11 protein-coding genes are annotated in these 15,594 nt (G+C 54.1%); 7 read left to right on the top strand and 4 right to left on the bottom strand.

The annotated features are described in order from the left end of the window. Nucleotides 1-73: 73 nt before the first annotated feature. Nucleotides 74-355: a pyrophosphorylase gene (locus AC1Z3F_RS15015; RefSeq protein ID WP_131090631.1), complete on the bottom strand. Its 282-nt coding sequence runs from the start codon at nucleotides 353-355 to the stop codon at nucleotides 74-76. A gap of 375 nt (nucleotides 356-730) precedes the next feature. Here AC1Z3F_RS15015 and AC1Z3F_RS15010 point away from each other — a divergent pair, with 375 nt between their 5' ends. From AC1Z3F_RS15010 to AC1Z3F_RS14980, 7 genes are all read left to right on the top strand, one after another. Next, nucleotides 731-3,064 carry a hypothetical protein gene (locus AC1Z3F_RS15010; protein ID WP_483566172.1) on the top strand — a complete coding sequence of 778 codons (2,334 nt, stop codon included), beginning with the start codon at nucleotides 731-733 and terminating at the stop codon, nucleotides 3,062-3,064. Continuing rightward, the gene (locus AC1Z3F_RS15005; protein ID WP_483566171.1) at nucleotides 3,015-3,971 is read left to right on the top strand and encodes a hypothetical protein; all 957 of its coding nucleotides are present in this window, start codon (nucleotides 3,015-3,017) and stop codon (nucleotides 3,969-3,971) included. The genes AC1Z3F_RS15010 and AC1Z3F_RS15005 overlap by 50 nt, the downstream gene beginning before the upstream one ends. Beyond that, a complete protein-coding gene (locus tag AC1Z3F_RS15000; protein ID WP_131090633.1) occupies nucleotides 3,971-5,284 on the top strand; it encodes a type 1 periplasmic-binding domain-containing protein in 1,314 nt (437 codons plus the stop codon). The genes AC1Z3F_RS15005 and AC1Z3F_RS15000 overlap by 1 nt, the downstream gene beginning before the upstream one ends. Nucleotides 5,285-5,365: 81 nt before the next feature. After that, a complete protein-coding gene (locus tag AC1Z3F_RS14995; RefSeq protein WP_483566170.1) occupies nucleotides 5,366-9,685 on the top strand; it encodes an FtsK/SpoIIIE domain-containing protein in 4,320 nt (1,439 codons plus the stop codon). A 205-nt stretch (nucleotides 9,686-9,890) separates the two neighbouring features. Continuing rightward, nucleotides 9,891-10,370, top strand: coding sequence for a DUF1307 domain-containing protein (locus AC1Z3F_RS14990; RefSeq protein WP_131090635.1), 480 nt, complete (start codon nucleotides 9,891-9,893; stop codon nucleotides 10,368-10,370). 48 nt (nucleotides 10,371-10,418) lie between these two features. After that, a complete protein-coding gene (locus tag AC1Z3F_RS14985) occupies nucleotides 10,419-11,012 on the top strand; it encodes a DUF805 domain-containing protein (RefSeq protein WP_131090636.1) in 594 nt (197 codons plus the stop codon). Between the two features lie 47 nt (nucleotides 11,013-11,059). Beyond that, entirely contained in the window at nucleotides 11,060-11,977 is a 918-nt protein-coding gene (locus AC1Z3F_RS14980) for a hypothetical protein (protein ID WP_483566169.1), read from the top strand. 110 nt (nucleotides 11,978-12,087) lie between these two features. Here AC1Z3F_RS14980 and AC1Z3F_RS14975 read toward each other — a convergent pair whose 3' ends face one another. From AC1Z3F_RS14975 to fbaA, 3 genes are all read right to left on the bottom strand, one after another. Further along, complete coding sequence (locus AC1Z3F_RS14975; RefSeq protein ID WP_131090638.1) at nucleotides 12,088-14,040, bottom strand: serine/threonine-protein kinase; 1,953 nt, start codon at nucleotides 14,038-14,040, stop codon at nucleotides 12,088-12,090. Between the two features lie 95 nt (nucleotides 14,041-14,135). Beyond that, a complete protein-coding gene (locus tag AC1Z3F_RS14970) occupies nucleotides 14,136-14,552 on the bottom strand; it encodes a DUF3151 domain-containing protein (protein ID WP_131090639.1) in 417 nt (138 codons plus the stop codon). 2 nt (nucleotides 14,553-14,554) lie between these two features. Further along, nucleotides 14,555-15,577, bottom strand: a complete 1,023-nt coding sequence (gene fbaA, locus AC1Z3F_RS14965) for a class II fructose-bisphosphate aldolase (RefSeq protein ID WP_131090640.1) — start codon at nucleotides 15,575-15,577, stop codon at nucleotides 14,555-14,557. Nucleotides 15,578-15,594 lie beyond the last annotated feature (17 nt).

The raw sequence follows: 15,594 nt of genomic DNA, 5'->3' as shown, positions 1-15,594 counted from the left end.
GAGGTGGCTAAGCGTAACGAAGCCACCGGCGGCCTTAGTTACCAGCCGGTGGCTTCGATGCCGACGAAAGAAATTACTGGTTTCCACCAGCGGAGAAGATATCGTCCGAGATCTTGCCAAGCTGCAGGTTCAGCTCTTCAAGCTCAGCACGAGCCTTGTCCAAGGCGACCTTGGTTTCTGGCCAAGTGTCGGCACGGAACTGGGAAGCGAGATTGCCATCCCAGACGTTGGGATCAGAGAGGATACGGCCCTGTGAGTCCAAAGCATCGATCTGATCGGTAAAACCACCGGTGATGATGTTCTGCAACGCCGTGATGGCAGTTTTGGCCTGTTCGGTTGATAGAACGCGGGACATGAAATTCAGCTCCTAACAAGTTTCAATAACTAGGTTTCGGAAGGTCATGCCTAGTTAACACTGTGTTCATCTAGGCGTGGCAATCCGTGTTTATTCAACCAACTGGTCGACTGATTACAATCTAGCGCAGCATAACTAGTCACGCAATTCATCCAACACCTTGAGTTGCGTCGCTTTTTCGCCTCACAAGTGACACCCTCTAGTGTTTACGTGCGATACAGGGGATTTCGCGCACGTAACTTACGGGTAATCTTTTGTCGACGTGCGACTTACTTGAAGCTACAAGTTAACTCTTTCCTGTGGATGAACAAAGCGAAATTCGGTCGACAGCGTTGGTTCAATTAGACTGACTCTGGTTTATCTATCGGGAGAAGAATGAAGCGTCAGCTATTACTTGGTTCGGCAACCCTTGCAGCTATTGGGCTCGTCGCGGGGTGCACTCAAGCGCCTCCAAAGGTCAAAGACCCTGTGAACATTTCCCAAGGTGTGCAGGTATCCCTAGCACCCGACGCGTCAATTACTCAGATCGTGAGCGACTCTGTCTCTGTAGGCCAAGACGGGCAGATGTCTAGCGACCACAAAGTGATGGGCTCTGATCTCGTTGATGATCTACCTATCCGCGTCAGCACGACCTACCGCGCAGAAGACGGATCCACGGGTACAAATCTCGAAGACCTTGCAGGTTATACGGGCAAAGTTGAAATTGGGTTGAACGTTCAGAACCTTACTGTTAAGTCCCAAGACGTTTCCTATGACGTAGCCGGCCAGTCAAAAACCGATCCAGCGCTGGTTGGTGCCCCGTTAACGGTGATGGCTTCCGCAGAGCTCCCTGGAGTTCGCGTTGATCAGTTGAACCCCTCCGATAGCAACGGCAAATCAGGAACAAACGGAATCATCTCCACGTCAACGGGTGATGAGTCTTCAGCCAGCAAAGATGGAAGTGGCCCGTCCGCCACTACCGTAGTTCAATGGGCAACTCTCTTGGCTCCCCCGGTATCGCCAGCTCAGACGACCTTGCGCCTTTCAGCCGACGTTGAAAACTTTGACGTGCCAAGTTTTGATATCGCAGTTCAACCAGGCCTGAATACTGATCCATCCTCGGCTGGTGTTCTGACCGCTGGCGCACAGAGCAACAGTTCAGACGAACTTGAAATGCAGAAGCGCACCATTGACGTCGTTATGTCCGTCAACGATGTGTTGGCACGGGCAGGCAAGACCATGACCGACGTCCGAGAAAATCTAGATACCACTTCAGGCACTCTCGGCGTTGACGCAGCGGAGAGCCTAAAAACTAACAGTGAATCACTGACAAAGACCATGGAGGGTGTTCACAAGCAGGTCGAGCAGCTTAGCGTTGACCTCGCCGCCAATACTGAGACAACCAGCAAGGAAACGAACGAGCAACTCTCGGAAGTTGTTTCCGCCATGGACTCCATGTTGGGCGACACCTCAGCAGCGCCAGCTTCCGCCCAGTTGGAAGGTGACAGCTGCGGTGCCAATGTACAAAGCAATGGCCGAAACTACAGTGCCTACTCCAGCTTGAGCCAAATCTCTTCTCAGCTCAACGGATACGCAAAGGCGACCTCTGGCTGCCGTGATTCCCTATCGCAGGCTTTGGCGGACTCCATTGGCCCAGCTGAACCAACGGCGGAGAACTGCGATGACCCATCGATGACCTGCGCGTTCCGCGAATCTTCGATGAAGATTACCGAAGAACTAATTGGCTTGGTTGTCAACGGGGAAAAACTGATTGCTGATCTACAGCCCGAACTTATCGGCAACACCATGAGCCTTCATAAGGACTTGGTTAAGTCTCTAGAGGAATCTCAGAAGGACCTCGACAGCTTGCACGGGCAGGCCGGTGGAAATATCAAAGCTGAAGATCTCGAAAAGTTGAAAGAGTCAGTCGACACTTCGCGGGAACAGCTTTCACAGATGACCGCCTCCCTAGATTCGCTGCACGCGCTTGCTGAGAAGAACATTGAACGTATCGGCGAAGCTAAAAAAACCTCCTCCATGCAAGGACAGAACCAGGAACTGATTGACGAGATCTGTTCATTGGTGGAGCAGTCCGACGAAGAACACGGGATCTCTCCAGAAGAGGCAAAGAAACTTCTCGATCACCTCACGGACAATGCCGACTGCTTGGATGATCTACCAGTCATTCCGAGCGCTACCGCAAGTCCTTCTGAGTCGCAGGTGCCTGAGCACTCCGAAGAACCTACCCCTTCAGAAGACGTAGACCCCACGCCTTTGACCCCGACACAGGTTCCGTTGGACAGCGAAAGCCCAACTCCTTCGGAAAGCCCTGCTCCAAGCGATAAGGCGAAACCAAGCAAGACTCCATCCGAGAGCCCGGCGCCTAGCTCAAGCTCCAGCCCTTCAGCATCGGCAACACCTTCTGAAAAGAAGATCGACATTGCTGAGCCTGCGGCCTTTGTGAGGTCAAAGCCTTCACAGTCGCCAGAGGCCTCGGAATCCGCCCTCCCAACGGCAAACATCCCCGAAGATGAACCGAATCCCCCGAAGCCTTTTGAATCGCCGGAGCCTTCTGACTCAGCCCTTCCAACCGCAAACATTCCAGAAGATGAACCCACTCCATCGGGGACACCGGACGATGAACAGCCACCAGTCGGACAGATTCCTGAAGACGATCAGGATGAGGACTTTAAACGCACCCATGGATGTTCAGCTCAGCGATCAGGCTGAGGACTGGGCTGTCGTTTTGGATGCCTCCGATACCTCAAAGAAGAATGATGGTGCCGGAGAAGAACTCAAGGATCTTTCCAAGCAACTTGAACAGCTCAGCGGACAGCTTGATGCGTTAACTAAGCAGGATGACTCAGATTCATCTTCTGCCAAAAATGCACTGGCTGACTTGGATGAGGAGTTCGCAAAAACGCTGGAAACGAATGCCAAGCTTGGAGACAGCCTGTCGCAGCTAGAGCTACAACAGAAAGCTCTCGAGTCGCAGATCCGTGATGCCTTCTCCCAAGCTGCAGTTGATTCTTCGAAGAGTGCATCCCAACTCATCAATGATCAAGTGCGCGTCGTTTCTAATCAGGGAAACCTGAGCCGCGAAGAGGTCATCAATGCCTTTGACCACTCTGTCGCAGGACTCTTGGCGACATCTAACAATGTTGAAAATGGCGCAAAGAAAAACCTTGAGCAGCAGCATGCAGATCTGCAGAAGCAAGCAGACGCCTTAGGCCGCGGCATGGATGACCAAACCGCTGGGGCACTAGAAGCAATTGCCCAGTCGTCCGGGCAGTCAGCCAGGGACATGAATGGTGCCAAGGCAATGCTCACTGCTTCCTTGAATAAGGTGATCCTGGATCTGGGTAACCGCAAGGTGAATGGCTCTGGTCTGCTGGGTTCATTGAGCACCAGCGCTGCATTGTCTGAAACTGCTGACTATCAGCTCGCATTGGCAAGCAAGACTGCTGAGGAATATGCGAACCTGCGAGAAGAGGATGTTTCCTCAATCCTGCATCGCCAAGCTCAGGTGAAAGCTTCAATGCAAGCCAGCAGCGAACTGCCCGCATTTGGCATTGAAGTTCCGCAGGGAGCCCAAAGCAATACCCTGTACTCGTTCCGCTTGGAAGGTAATTCCTAATGGAAGAAGAGAACAAGAAGTCCAACGCTCAAAAGTCGCCCAAGACTAAAATCATCCTTGTTGCGGCATTCCTCGTTGTCATCGGCCTGGTTGTTGCCGGTAGTGCACTTTTCCGTCCAGCGCAGAAGAAGGAACCGATCGCGGACGCGCCTGTCACGATGGCGTTAGAGGCATCAAGAGTTCCGAAAGATTCGACCATCGGAATTGTCGTCACCTATGGTGATGCCGAAGGCTCTGAATGGAAAGATGCAGCCAACGGTGCACTGGTAGCGGCGAAGCGTTTTGAACTGGGTGGAACCAATATCGCAGTTGAAACTCGCGATGACCGTGGCACCGTGGACGGAGCACGAGCCGCGGTAGAAGACCTGAAAAAATCAAATGTCTCAGGTATCGTAATTGCTTCGTCAGGCGACCACGTTTCCGGAGCACTAGACGAAGCCCAAAAATCTGGACTTCCAGTTATTCTCCCTTATTACAACGGTCCGCTAGCTCAGTACTCAGACATGTACCGCACTGGCGCAAGTAATAAGGATGTAGCTTCCACACTGAACAAGATTGTTCAGCCAGCAACTAATCCAATTCTGCTCAATGCTGGTGGAGAACCGTTAGAGGGTCTGACCGCTGGAGCCGTGCGTGAAGTTGGTGCCTCCGAAGATCTAAGTACCGTGGCCAAGTCGATCCAGTCTCTGGCTTCAACTGACCGTGAATTCCCCATTGATGCGGTAGTTGTTAGTGGCACTGCACAGCGCCAAGCTCAGTTAGTCGCCCAGCTGCAGAAAGCAAAAATCGGCTTGCCTATTGCGTTAACTCCGCAAGCAACTAGCCCTGTCTTTGCCAAGACAATGATTGCTGAAAACGCCAGCTTGTCCAACGAACTTGCCAGTGCAGGAAGCCAAAGCTTTGACGACGCTGCGTTGAGTAAAGGAGCGTCGGGCCAGGCGATGAACAGCTATCTAACAGTGGTGCAGCAGATGGCTACCGACGAAGATACTTTGAGTTTGGCCGCTGACCGCCCCTTCGGTGAAGTTGCACCGCTAGCTGATTCACGAGCTCATGATGCAGTAGTCGCGATGGTCCGGGCCATTGATGACGCTCGAAACACACAACCGCAAAAGGTCGCCAAAAACCTGCACGGACTTTCACTTGGAGTCGACGACGGGCTGACTCAGGATGCCTTGAAATTCGACTCGGAAGAAGCTTTCGCAGGCCAGACAAAAGAGCTACGCCTAACCAACCAAGACTTAGGTTTGCGCTCTATGAACACCAAGGACGGATCCGCCAACCAGTGGTTCGCTGTCACCGCGCCGCAGTAGGATTCCCGTTCGTTCACAGCGCGCTGCTGACTTTGAGCTGATGACCGTTGCAGTCCACTTTTGAAGAAGGGCTTGATTCATATGCGTATCGCGTTCGACCTTGACGGTCAGCGAATGATCCGTGACATTCACGGAGCCGACGATTCCACGACTTTGAGCGACCTGTTGTCCAAAGTCGGACAGGAGAGCGCTTCGGATCGGGATGTCTATGTGGATGATGTTCGCACCGAAACAAGCACCCTACTTAGTGACCTGACGTTGCTTGAGGGCAGCATCATTAGCTATCAGCCCAGCAGTGTTGAACAGAGTTTCTCCGGCTGGATTGCTGCCATCGCTGGCGGATTGAATACCGGAGCATTGATTAGCCTTCCGGAACATCGGCGCTTGCTTCTGGGCCGTTCGCCTCACGCCGATATTCAGCTTGATACCGAAAGCGCGTCATGGGAACATGCTTCCTTTGAAGTTGAAGAACAGTCGGATTCTGGATTAGCGGTGCGAATCCGCGACTCAAAATCTACCAACGGAACCTTCGTTAATGGGGAACAAGTCCCTGCAGACGATGAAGGAATATTGATCTCACAAACCGCCACGGTCACCCTTGGCGGGGTCAGCATCCTACTTCGCCCAGATTTTGCGGAGCAAAAGGCTCCTAAGCCTGGTTCCCTTCACAACCTCACTTCCGCTCAGACTGCGCCCTTTAACCGTCCACCACGGCCAGGTACTGTTGCAGACCATCCGCCACTGACACCTCCAGAGCGCAAGGTGGTTGCTCCGGCATCAAAGTTCAGTTACATCACCGTCATTGCGCCATTGTTGATGGCCGGTGCGATGGTCATGATGATGGGCAACGCACGGTACGCCATGTTCGCGTTGTTGAGCCCGGTAATGGCCATAGGTATGTGGTTCGAGCAAAAGCGCCGCCACAAGAAAAACCTCGCCGAAGAAGAATCCCGCTTCAGCCAGGCCTTGGACGAGTTCAAGGAACAGATGGCTGAAGCTTCTAAAGATGAGGCCGAACGCATCCGCGAATGGGTGCCGGATACCTCCGTCGTTCTGCGTACCGGCCGGTTCCCAACTACTCGCCTGTGGCAACGCCGTGCCCAAGATGATGATGTACTGACGCTGAACGCCGGCACCGGCCAGAGCAACTGGAAACCCGAACTGGCTCCGGGAACCAATGTGTCTCGTATGGATAAGGACATCCGAGACACCTATGAGGCCAACAAACTTCTGGCAGCACCGGTAATCGCCGACCTCTCAAACGCCGGCGTCGTGGGTATCGTTGGCGAACGCGAAGGAGCGCTTGCCCTAGCGCGTAGCCTCGTGATCCAAGCTGCAACCCATGTGGGCCCCGCCGATCTTCGGATTGCTGTCTTCTGCGACCGCGGTCGCGCAGATGGTTGGGGTTTTGCCTCGTGGCTGCCTCATACTCGCCGGCATGGCAGTAGCGAGCATGAGCAATGGCTATCGGATCAAAGTGAACGAAGCAAAGCGCTACTCAAAGATCTGCGAGAAGCCACAGATGCCCAAGTCCCCGGTTTAACCCTCATGGTGGTGGACTCCGAAGTATTAACCGAAGGTCGTGACGCACCGGCGCGATCCCTACTTGCGCACGGGCGGTCCTTTGAAACTGGCTACAAAGCTCCCGGATCTAGGAAGCATCAGATTTCCGGCATTGTCATTGCCACCGATGAGCACTACCTGCCCGCTGCTTGTAATACCGTCATTCACGTACGAGAAGACGCAGAAGCTACCGTGGACCAACGACATGTGCCGCAGTCCGTTGAGCACGTCACCATCAGTGGTTTGAGTGAAATATCTGCTGAAATTGCAGCTCAATCTCTGGCTCGCTTTGATGACCCGGAACTTGTTGTGCCCGGCGCTGGTTTGCCTTCCCTCTCCAAACTTCCTGACTTATTGGGCCTGCAGAAGATCAGCGGGAGCCAGATTAAACAGCTCTGGGCAACGTCTAAAGGCTTTGAAACGCCTATCGGCATCAGCGAAGCAGGCGTCATGTCGCTGGACCTGGTCAAAGACGGTCCGCATGGACTGGTAGGTGGCACCACCGGTTCAGGCAAGAGTGAGTTCCTGCGTTCAATGGTCGCTGGCCTAGCCGCGCGTAACGCTCCCGACAAGCTCAACTTCATCCTGGTGGACTTCAAGGGCGGCGCAGCCTTCGCTGCATGTGAAGCCCTCCCCCACACCATCGGAACTATCTCCAACCTCGATGAGCAGCTAGCTACCCGCGCGCTGGAATCGTTGGAGGCCGAAATGGAGCGCCGCCAGCGAAAGTTCGCTGCCGCTGGCGAGGACATCGACAACCTTGATGCCTATCTCAAAACCAATCCTGCTGAGCCAATGCCTCGACTACTGCTGGTGGTCGATGAATTTGCAATGCTTGCCAAAGAATTCCCTGAAGTGCTCAAGTCGCTTGTTTCGGTGGGTGCCGTGGGACGAACCCTTGGCGTGCACATGATCTTGGCAACTCAGCGTCCGGCTGGTGTAGTGACCGAAGATATTCTTGCAAACACCAACTTGCGTGTTGCGTTGCGCGTACAGTCCCGCGAAGATTCCAACAACGTTATTGGCGTGCCAGTTGCGGCCAGCATCAGCCGAAAGCAGATGGGTCGAAGCTACGTAAAGTTGGGGCAGGACGATATCTCAGCAGTACAGACTGCGTTGGTCACCGGCCGTGCCGTCATCAGTAGCGGACCGACCTTGCACGTGTTGGAACCAGGAAACTTTGGTGCAGCTGGAACCAAACCGCTGAACACCAACACCGTACTCAGCCAGGACAGTGACCTCGACTTGCTCATTGAAGCAATCAATGAAGCCAATGACGACCTCGCGATAAAAAAACCGCGTTTTGTTTGGCCAGAGGCGCTTGGTCAAAAGGCCGAGCTTCAAGGATTTGAAACTCTGCCCGGGACCAACCCCGAGGCCATCCACACCGCTGGCGGGTTTAATAACAACGTCCTGAAAATCGCCGTACGCGATGAACCAAAGCTGCAACGTCAGATTTCAACTGGTTGGAATCTGAAAGAAGGTAACCTGCTGCTCGTTGGCATCCCAGGCTCAGGCACCAGCACCACGTTATGCTCTTTAGCTCTGAACGCCGCATTGAACACGGACCCCGACGATCTAGATCTAATGGTGTTGGATTTGGGAGCAGGATCGCTTCGCCCCCTCTCGCGCCTACCCCACACCCTTGCCTACGTAGGGACTGATCAAGGGAGCAAAGAACGTCAAGCACGCTTCCTGCGCCACCTGGGCAATGAGCTCTCTGCCCGTAAAGCTGATCCGCACCGACGGAAGAAGACCATCATCTTGGTCGACGGATTTGTTGCCCTTCGCGAAGAGTTCGACGCGTACGGATCAGCTGGTTCCTTGATGGAACAGTTCATGCGGGCCTACGCCGAGGGCCCTGCCCTCGGCTTGCACTTCGCGGTGACTAGTTCGATCAATACCAGAATCCCAACTGCCATGAATGCTATTACCACTCAAAAATGGGTATTCAAGCTCTCGGATCATCATGAATACAGCGCGTTAGGTATCAAGCGAGGAAATATCCCTGCGCCCGTACCTGGGCGTTGCGTCAGCATTAATGAATTACAGCAAATGCATATTGCCACTGTCGGTTCAGATATTTCCGAAGCAGTCGCTTTTGTCGATTCGCATTGGGGCAACCGTGGACCAAGGCCAGCATTGATCCGTAATCTACCGGGTGAACTCTCCTCGACGGAGCTGAACGCAATTCCGGTGCTTGATGACGAGTCTTGGAAGATTCCGGTGGGCATTCGTGAAAGTGACTTGTCTCCAGCGTTCCTAGAGATATACCCGCAGGAGCACGTGTTGATCGCCGGTCCCGCACGCTCGGGCAAGTCAACGTTGATGATTGCTCTGTCACAGATGCTGCAACAAACGCGGGTCGAAGGTGCACCAGCTCCCACTGTCTGGGCTATCTGCGACAAGCGCTCCCCGCTCAGTGATGCTGGACTTGAAAGAGTCTGCGCACCCGGTGCCGATATCAGTGGCCTTATCAACGATTTGATGTTCCGCGAGGGGCCTCGATTCTTGCTGCTTGACGATGTTGAAAAGCTAGATGATCAGGGGTCTGCGATAGAGAACTTGCTCAAGAGCGGCCCAGAAGGAGTCTGCATTATTGGCGCTGGTCGTAGCGCAGAACTGAGGAGCCTCTATAGCTGGCAGAAGGTTCTCAGAAGCTATGGCACCGGTGTTCTCCTGCAGCCTGATCCGTACAAGGACCAATCAATTTTCGGCATCGATATGCCGGGTAAAACACCTGTGGCGCTGACGCCGGGTCGTGGATATATGCATACCGGAGGACACATCACTCTAGTGCAAACCGTCAGCCCTGCCGATCTCAAAACCGATGCCTGAGGACGGATAACAGCGGCAGCCAACAGACGGAGAACGAAGCAACGAACCAACCCCTGTAACTTCATCAGTTTGAAAATTCAGTAATAAGCGTGGTTAGGGTGGATAAGTCTACGAAGTCGACAGAGAGTTCGAATCAAATATCCCGAATTTTCTCAATTCTTCGTGGCCCGTCGGACCGTCATGTACGTAGCAAAGGAAAAAGCATATGAGCGTCACTCGCCCATCAAAGAAAAAACGTCAGTTAGCCATCGGCACCGCCGCATTGCTCTTGGGCACCACACTGCTCACTGGCTGCGGCACGCAGGCTGTCAAAATGGTCACTGACCAAAACGGTGTCAAGTCGGAAATGGTTCTTGTTTCCAAAGGTGACCGCCTGATCGAACAGTACGGCTCCAATGCCATCGATTTCAAAAAAATGGGCGTCACCCCTGACGCTATCAAAGGCGCAATTTACGACTACCAGCAAAAGACCAATGGCGTCGATGGAGTTGAATACCGCTACGCAGTAAACGACAACAAAGCGCTCGAGTACACCGAAGTGAAGTTCGAAGATGCAGATCTTGCCAAGCTCAAAGAACTCGACATCATTCAGGGGGACTTCACCGGCGAAAATGCCACCGACTTTGTGGACCTGCAGAAGACCATTGATGCGCTGACCAAAATTGGGTACACCAAAGAACAGTAATTCGGCCGTCCAACTTTTTTCGACTACTGCAGAAGGATTTTCAACCTCATGACTTCAACTCCACAAGATTTGACCCAGCAAAACCCTGACTACAACGCGCCAGAGGTTCAACAGCCAGCCTCATCGGCACAGCCTTTGGACCAGCCTCTCTACGGGGCTTCATTCGGGCAGGCCATCTCGCGTTACTTCAAGAAGTACGCCACCTTCAGCGGGCGAGCATCGCGCAGTGAGTACTGGTACGTAGCGCTCTTCACCTTTATCGTCAGCCTGATTCCCTCGATATTCATGACGATTGGTGTAGCCCGTGGCATCGCGTGGGCCGATAAGTACCAGGTGGAGGTACCGTACGGAACCGTTGACGGTGATGACATGGCTACCTACACCCGAGGCCCTGGTGGAATCCAAAGCCCGGACTCGGTATGGATTTACCTCGGCGTGGCACTTTTGCTTCTGATTACCCTTGCACTAATTGTTCCTAACTTGGCCATCACCTGGCGCCGTCTGCACGATACCAACCGCCCAGGCCCTTGGTACTTCATCTCGCTGGTTCCTGGCGTAGGTGGAATCATCCTGCTCATCCTGACGCTGCTGCCTTCCAAGCCTGAAGGCGCGCGCTTTGACCGGGCGGGACAGGTTTCCTAAGTATGCAGCCAACCACCACACGGAAGCGTCGCGCCTCTAGCGGCGTAGTGAAACGTGCACAAGTGGCTGTAGCACTGATGATCTCCATCAGCTTCCTCACGTATTCTCGCACCATTGGTTTCAAGAATCTCTTTACTGGATACTTTCCGCCCGTGGTGGGTTACCTTCTCGGGCTGATCCTCGGTGTGGCAATCTCAATTGTGCTCATCCGTTATCTGCCACGAGTGGTCGCGATCCTGGTGGATATCGTCTTGGTATTCATCGTCATCGGACTAGCGGACAACTTCTCTTCGAACGGTGCACTGTCAACTTGCATCGCAGCCATAATTGGTCTGATCGTTGGCGTGCCCATCGCGATATCCGTCGGATTCAAAAGCGAAGAAGAATCGGTCGAGCAACACCGGGAAGCTCTCGCCCTCCAGAGTAAAAACGACAATAGTCTCATCACTTGGTGGCGTGAAGGACGTATGGAATTTGATAATTCTGTAGCCACTCCAGCAGACTTGCAGGCGCTCCTCCAGTCACTGAACGGCAAGAAACGAACTCGTTTCAGTGCCTTCAATAAGGGCGCTCGCATTGACGTGTTCGGTGGACCCAAGCAAGGATATATTCTCTTCTACACCGAGGATTCAACCTTGCCTGCCTCAGCGCAGCAGTGGATTCAACTGCTGGATGATCCGGCCGCGAACGCGAGCATGGTTGACCCCTACGGTCAGCAGCCTAAAGCGCACAAGAAGTCCAAGAACACCGCTAGGACCTTCCCCGGGTTCAGGCCAGCGGTCTTTGGTGAGGAAATGTTGAACTCGGTTCAGGCTGTCGCTGAAGCAGTAGACCGCTTCGCAGTTGGAGCGCCTATCCAAGCGGGCAAGAAGTGGTCCGAAGGAGACGAAGCCTACGAGGCTCGTCCGTTCGCGTCCACGAGGGAAGCACAAACCGATACGACTCAGCCCGTCAATAACGGCTAACAACGTATCTCCGTCAGCCACGTCGCAGTTCTGTTCTCCTGCGTCGTGGCTGACGTTTTTAACAGGTCGGTTGCGTTGCTTCTAGGTGAGAACTCACCGCGTCGTTCACATCATCGAGTCGTAATGCTGAACTGGTTGCTGACCAGCTCAGTAAAGTTGCCTACCGTTGCTCGAACGGTACATTGCGGTGACACTGACAGCGCGGTAACCACCAGTCCATCTTTAGACACCGCCAAGGCACCCGAGCAGCCGTCCGAGAAACGAACTCCACTTTCACCTTGGGAAACAGCTTGCAACACTGCGGTGGGTTTTCCTGTCGCTGGGCTGGCGTATATCGGATTGAGTTCGTCAGGCCCTGAAGGCCAAACAGGAATCAACTTCACCGGTAGCGGAGTTTGACTGACTGTCCTGGTTGGAGTCTTTACCGCAATGTCTTGCAGTCGCTGAGCGGGATAAGCACTGCCCTCAGTGGCAGGATCCGTCATTGCCGTAAGTGTCGCCTCAGCAGCATTTTTCAGCCACTGATCCAACGCCTGCTGGTCTGCAATCTCCACGTTTAGTTTTGCTTTGACTTCAGCAGTAGATTGCTTAGGAATGGCTAGTTCGCTCAATTGCCATCCACAGTCAGCTGCCACACCATTGATGCTCTGCTGGTTGCGTGTGGCTTTGGCGCCTTCCCAAGTAACGTTCGGGCAGTTACCTGCCTCCCCAGGAGCTGGCAGAGATTCAAAGAGCTCTCCTCGCAGCGGTGTCTTCTGAGCAGCATAAGTTAGCGTCAGCTCCACTTCGCCCGTTTGAGGTTTGTACTCCGCACGACGGGATATGCCCAGCCCTGAAGGCAAGATTTGATCTTGTTGCGTTGCGGTGAGCGCTTCGTCGCTTGTTTTGCCCTTGCCCGATGATCCAGGAATCAAGGTAAACCCGAGTACCAGCGCCACGATGAGGAAGGCTGCAGCGCCAAGTAGCCACATAGCCTTCGTGGTCAGCCACTCGGGACGGCTGAATTGGTTTTTCTGGTCCGTTGTTGGTTCTTCGTCAACGGGAGCTGCTGGTTTCCTTGTTGCCATCGGGCGAACGACGGTGTGATTGGCCGGCACACCCAAATCCGGCAGGTCGCTTGGGTTAAGCGATCCAGCAGGTTTTGCATCGCTTGTGGTTCTTGGCTTGTCCTTGCTTCGAATGACCGTGGCGGGACGTTCAAGCTCTTCAAATTGCTCTGGCGCGGTGACTGATTCAAGCGCAGGCAGTTGCGTGTATTTTTTGCTTAGCCCACGAAGCTGGTGCGCAGCAGAAGTTGCATCAGGTCGAAGCGAAGGGTCCTTCTCCAGCATGGATGACAAGCCATCCCATAATGGATCTGGAATATCTAAGCGTGGTGGAACGGTAGAAACGTGTCGGAAGGACAACGTGTAGTCATTACCAGTTCCAGCAAAAGGAGTTCGGCCAGCAAGCAACTCGTAAAGCAGCACACCCGCGGCATAGATGTCTCCTGCGGTGCCGGCTTCACCGCGAGTAAACAGCTCGGGAGGCATATAGGCCGGGGTGCCGAGCATGCCGGAAGTGCTCTTTTTAGCTCCCTGAAGCACAGAGGCGATACCAAAGTCAGAGACCTTCGCTTGTGCGTGATCCAAGAGGACATTGTCCGGTTTGATGTCACGATGGGTGACACCCTTTTGATGAGCCGCAGCCAAGGCGTCCAGAACCTGCACTGTGTAGTCAATGGCCGAGGAAGGGGCCAGTGTCCCCTGCGCTTCTAAGGCGTCTCTAAGCGTCCCACCTTCGACAAGGTCCATGACGATGGCTAGTTGCTGACCTTCGACTACGAGGTCTCTAGCGACAACAATATTTTGGTGCTTCAGATTCAAAAGCACTGAGCGCTCTTTGATGAATTTCTCCACCAAGTCTGAGTCTTGCACATGTTCTTGGCGTAAGAGCTTGGCGGCTAGATCTGGGCCTCCACGCTCTTGGCTGACACACCAAACTTCTCCGACAGCGCCGGAGCCAATTTTCTTGATCAGCTTGTAGCTGGAACCTAGTGCATCGCCTGCTTGCAGAACGCTCATAATGTTAGTTTCTAATTTCCTTTACTACTCAACTACGCACCAAACGGCGGTTCTTCCCCAAAAGGGAAGAACCGCCGTTTGCAGAGTCAAAATACTTACTTGCCGGCTTCGATTTCAGCCTTGGCAGAAGCATCCGAATCGTTCAGGAACTTGCCGATGCGATCAACTTCTTCAGCTTCACCGATGGCTGCAGCCGCACGGCCCAGCGCATACAGCGAACGCAGGAAGCCGCGGTTCGGCGCGTGGCTCCAAGGAACTGGTCCCTGTCCGCGCCAACCGGCTTTACGCAGCGAATCCAGACCACGGTGGTAGCCAACACGAGCAAACGCGTAGGACTCCACAATGCGGCCTTCGCCGTGCGCTTCATCAGCCAGCAGTGCCCACACCAAAGAGGATGATGGGAACTTGGCGGCCAGGTCCGTTGGCTCATCGCCAGCTTCAAGGCGAGCCAAAACCTCAGATTCCTCAGGAAGCAGAGTTTCTGGAATGCCCAACAGGTTTTCGCCAGCCATATTTACTTCAGCGACTTTCCGGCCGAGCCCAGCTGACGAGCAGCTTCAACGATGCGAGCTGCCATGCCCTCTTCAGCCTTGGCACCCCAAACGCGTGGGTCATAGGTCTTCTTGTTGCCAACTTCGCCGTCAATCTTGAGCACGCCGTCGTAGTTGCCCAACATGTGGCCAGCTACTGGACGGGTGAATGCGTACTGGGTGTCGGTGTCAATGTTCATCTTGATAACACCGTAGGAAACAGCATCCGCGATTTCCTTATCGGAGGAGCCCGAACCACCGTGGAAGACGAGGTCGAATGGGTTAGCCTTGCCGATCTTGCCACCAACCTGAGCCTGGATATCCTTCAGGATCTCCGGACGCAGCTTCACGTTACCTGGCTTGTACACGCCGTGTACGTTACCGAAGGTCAGTGCGGTGATGTAGCGGCCCTTTTCACCGGCGCCCAAAGCGTCGATGGTAGCCAGTGCATCTTCAACGGTGGAGTACAGCTTGTCGTTGATAGCGTTTTCTACGCCGTCTTCTTCGCCGCCCACTGCGCCGATTTCAACTTCGAGGATCTGCTTGGCAGCAGCGGTGCGTGGCAGCAGTTCTGCAGCAATACGCAGGTTCTCTTCAAGGGTCTCAGCCGAGCCATCCCACATGTGGGAGTTGAAGAATGGGTCGCGGCCTGCAGCAACTTCTGCTTCAGATGCAGCCAACAGTGGCAGCACAAAGCTATCCAGCTTGTCTGCTGGGCAGTGGTCGGTGTGCAGGGCGATGTTGACGCCGTACTTCTTGGCTACTTCGCGAGCGAAAGCTGCGAAGCCCAACGAGCCAACAACCATGTCCTTAACGGAGGCACCGGACCAGTAGGCGGCACCGCCCGTGGAGACCTGAATGATGCCGTCAGACTCAGCTTCAGCGAAGCCGCGAATAGCGGCATTCAGGGTCTGCGAACTGGTCACGTTTACTGCTGGGAAGGCGTAGCCGCCAGCCTTGGCAGCGTCGATCATGGCATTGTACTTATCGGGGGTTGCGATAGGCATGCTTCACTCCTGGTGAT

The organism is Glutamicibacter sp. MOO4 (assembly GCF_056934395.1).
This window is presented reverse-complemented; position numbering and strand designations above follow the sequence as displayed.